The 3,380-nt window shown below is 61.7% G+C and carries 3 protein-coding genes and 1 pseudogene; all 4 read right to left on the bottom strand.

The genetic code is table 11. The features are described from left to right. Positions 1–297, bottom strand: a pseudogene (locus ENZ74_RS26265) (D-glycerate dehydrogenase); the annotation flags it as partial. 13 nt (positions 298–310) lie between these two features. Continuing rightward, positions 311–1,516, bottom strand: coding sequence for an aminotransferase class V-fold PLP-dependent enzyme (locus ENZ74_RS26260; RefSeq protein WP_063168886.1), 1,206 nt, complete (start codon positions 1,514–1,516; stop codon positions 311–313). Positions 1,517–1,571: 55 nt separating this feature from the next. Next, positions 1,572–2,438: a formyltetrahydrofolate deformylase gene (purU, locus tag ENZ74_RS26255; RefSeq protein WP_013529881.1), complete on the bottom strand. Its 867-nt coding sequence runs from the start codon at positions 2,436–2,438 to the stop codon at positions 1,572–1,574. After that, a complete protein-coding gene (locus ENZ74_RS26250; protein WP_013529880.1) occupies positions 2,435–3,328 on the bottom strand; it encodes a methylenetetrahydrofolate reductase in 894 nt (297 codons plus the stop codon). Before ENZ74_RS26250 ends, purU begins: the two co-directional genes overlap by 4 nt. Positions 3,329–3,380 lie beyond the last annotated feature (52 nt).

The following is a 3,380-nucleotide window of genomic DNA, read 5'->3' as shown; positions in this document are numbered from 1 at the left end:
GGGGGGGGTGTTGGTGACGATAAGCCGTGCGGCGCTGGCGGGGGAAGTGTCGATGTGTTTGAAGCCGACACCAAAATTGCAAAGTATTCTTGCCCTGACCCCGCCTGCAAAGAGATCCGCGCCAAGCCGATCGGTTACGGTCGGCAGCACGGCATCGGCAAGCAGCAGGGCCTGGCGAAGCTCTTGTTGCTCATAGGGCCGATCGGCTTCATTCAGCGTGACATCGAAATGGTCGCCAAGGCGCTGTTCGACCTCATGCGGCCAGCGCCGGGTAACGATTACCTTCGGTTTGCTCATGGCTACGATCCTCTCAAGCCGCGCGTTCGTGCCGCGGCTGCAAGGTCCGGCCGATCTCGGCGCGGTACCATTCCTGCGCAGCGGCAACACCGGAGCCGGCCTCGATTCGGGCTCCGGCGTCGCGTAACGACATTTCCGCCGAGGCCAGGGCGGCGAGGCACATGACCTCGTTGAGGTCGCCGAGATGGCCGATGCGGAACACGCGGCCAGCCACCTTGCTGAGGCCCGCGCCGAAGGATGTGCGATATCTGGAATATCCGTTGGCGATGACCTGTCTGGCATCGACATCCTCGGGGACGACGATCGCCGAAACCGTATCCGACCACCATTTTTCCTCGTTGGCGCAGAGCTTTAGTCCCCACGCATGCACGCCGCGGCGCACACCTTCGGCGAGCCGGTGGTGCCGGGCAAAAATCTGCTCCAGTCCCTCGGCAAAGATAAGGTCGAGGCTGGCTCTCAGGCCAAGCAGCAACTGCGTTGGCGGCGTATAGGGGAAGAAGCCGGTCTTGGACGAAGCCTGCATATCCTCGAAGCTGAAATAGCAACGCTCCATGCGCGACTGCTTGTGCGCTTCCAGACCCTTGGCGCTCACCGCCAGGATGCCGAGACCGGCAGGCAGCATCAGCCCTTTCTGCGAACCGGTGATGGCGAGGTCGACGCCCCATTCGTCCATCCGGAAATCGATCGAGCCGATCGAACTGACGCCGTCGACGAACAGCAGCGCATCGTGAGCCGTTTCGTCGAGCGCGGCACGCACGCCGGCGACGTCGGACGTCACGCCGGTCGCGGTCTCGTTGTGGGTGGCGAATACCGCCTTGATCTTGCTGCCCTTGTCGTCGCCCAGCCGTTGCCGATAGGCGTCGAGCGGAACCCCCTCACCCCATTCGACATCGATGCAATCGACCTCAAGTCCAAGGCGCTCGGCCATGTCGACCCACAGGTGCGAGAACTGGCCGAAGCGCGACATCAGCACCCGGTCGCCGCGGCTGAGCGTGTTGGAGATTGCCGCTTCCCAGGCGCCGGTGCCTGAGCCCGGAAAGATGAAGACGCTGCCGGTTTCGGTCTTGAAGATCTGCTTCAGGTCGCGAAACAAGGGCAGCACCAGTTCCGGAAAATCCGGTGCGCGCATATCCTGCATCGGCACGTTCATGGCCCGCCGCACAGCGTCGGGAATGTTGGTCGGACCCGGGATAAAGAGATGCGCCGTTCCATTTTTCATGATCTGGTTCTCCTGTTGATATGAGCATCGCCACACACGGGTCGGTGTTGCCGCCTTACGCGAACACAACCGTTTTTCGTCCGTTGATCATCACGCGGGCTTCGAGGTGCCGTTTGATCGCACGCGCCAGAACGCGGCTTTCGATGTCACGGCCGGCCGCGATAAAATCCTCGACGCTCATGGAATGCGTTACCCGCTCGGTTTCCTGCTCGATGATCGGCCCCTCGTCGAGTTGGGCGGTCACATAGTGAGCCGTGGCGCCGATCAGCTTCACTCCGTGCTCGAAAGCCTGGTGATACGGCCGCGCGCCCTTGAAGCTTGGCAGGAACGAATGGTGGATGTTGATGACCTTGCCGAACAGGCGCCCCGCGAGGTCGTCGGAATACACTTGCATGTAGCGAGCCAGGACGACGAGGTCGGCGCCGACGTCCTCGATCACCGCCAGTATCCGGCCTTCCTGTTCCTGCTTGTTCTCCTTCGAGATGGGCAAGACGTGGTAGGGAATGCCAGCCCATGCCGCAGTTTCGCGGCTGTCTTCGTGGTTGGAGATGATCGCTGCGACCTCGGCTTCGAGCCAGCCAACACGGATCTGGTAGATGAGGTGAAGCAATGCATGGTCAAACTTCGAGACCATGATGACGATTTTCGGCCGACGGCTCCGCTCAAGCAGGCGGCTGCTCAGGCCGAAGCGATCCACCACAGGCGCAAGTCCCTTGGTGATGGCATCGGCAGACACCCAGGCGGGCGCCGAAAAGGCAATGCGCATGAAGAAACGGTTCGAGGCCCTGTCCCAATGCTGGCTGCTTTCAGCAATGTTCGTGCCAAGGTTGGCGAGTTCGGTCGTCACTGCCGCTACGATCCCGGCCTGGTCTTCGCAGGACAGCGTCAGAATGAACGACAGTCGAAGCGCTGCACAATTCATCGTTCGTTGACCCGCGGCCAGCACGCCTCGCGATAATCGGCGAACCAGGCAAGCGTCTTTTCCCATCCGCCGAATGGGAAGAAATGGAGGTGTAGTGGCGCGGTCGGCGCCGGGTAGCTTGCCGCCATGGTTTGTAAGATCTCGGCTGGGTTCCGGTCGGCCACGATGTTGAAGAGGCCGCTGGCGGAACGCCGCAGCGCCGCGATCGAAGGGCCGACACCGCACATCATGGCGAACCGGATGAGTTTGGTAAGGCTGGTCACACCGGCCAGACCAACATGAACCGGCAGCCCGGGATGCGCCGTATGCAGACTGCTCGCCCAGGCGGCGATCATGTCGCCATCGAAGGCGAATTGCGATACGACCCTGGCTTCCAGCGACCGCTCGGCACAGATGTCGAGCTTGCGCCGCAATGCGTCCGTCAGCACGGCTTCGACGATGCTTGGATGCCCTTCCGGATAGCCGGCAACGAAGGCGGTTCGTATCGCACTGTCTTTGACCACGGGATGGGCGAGCAACTGGGTTGCCTCTCCCAACGGCCCCGGAAAGAGAGCCGGATTGCCGCCAAGAAAGAGCGCTTCGCTTATCCCGTTTCGACTGTGGGCGGTGACAAGATCGACATAGTCCTGCTCCGAATTGAAGTTCCGCGCGCCCAGATGTGGCACCGGCACAAAGCCCAACTCCTTGATCCGGCGCGCTGCTTCGATTTGCAAAGCCTCGGGCTTGCCGGGAAGGTGAGTAAGAAAGACGCGCGAGCCAAGCGGGAAGCAGTCGGCTGGTGGCGCAAAGGTGCGTGCCTGCGCCGGTGCCAGTTCGATCGACACCTCCGCGTCGAACACAAATGTAGCCGAACCTCGCGTCTGGATAAGCTCTTGGCGCATGTCGTTCATGATCTTTCCAGGTCTCTCCCGACCAGCTTCACGATTTCGCGGCACCGTAGGC

The organism is Mesorhizobium sp. M7A.F.Ca.CA.002.15.2.1, assembly GCF_003998715.1.
In the GTDB taxonomy this organism is placed as follows: Bacteria; Pseudomonadota; Alphaproteobacteria; order Rhizobiales; family Rhizobiaceae; genus Mesorhizobium; species Mesorhizobium ciceri.
The sequence above is the reverse complement of the archived record's forward strand: the minus strand, read 5'-3'. Positions and strand labels throughout refer to the sequence as shown.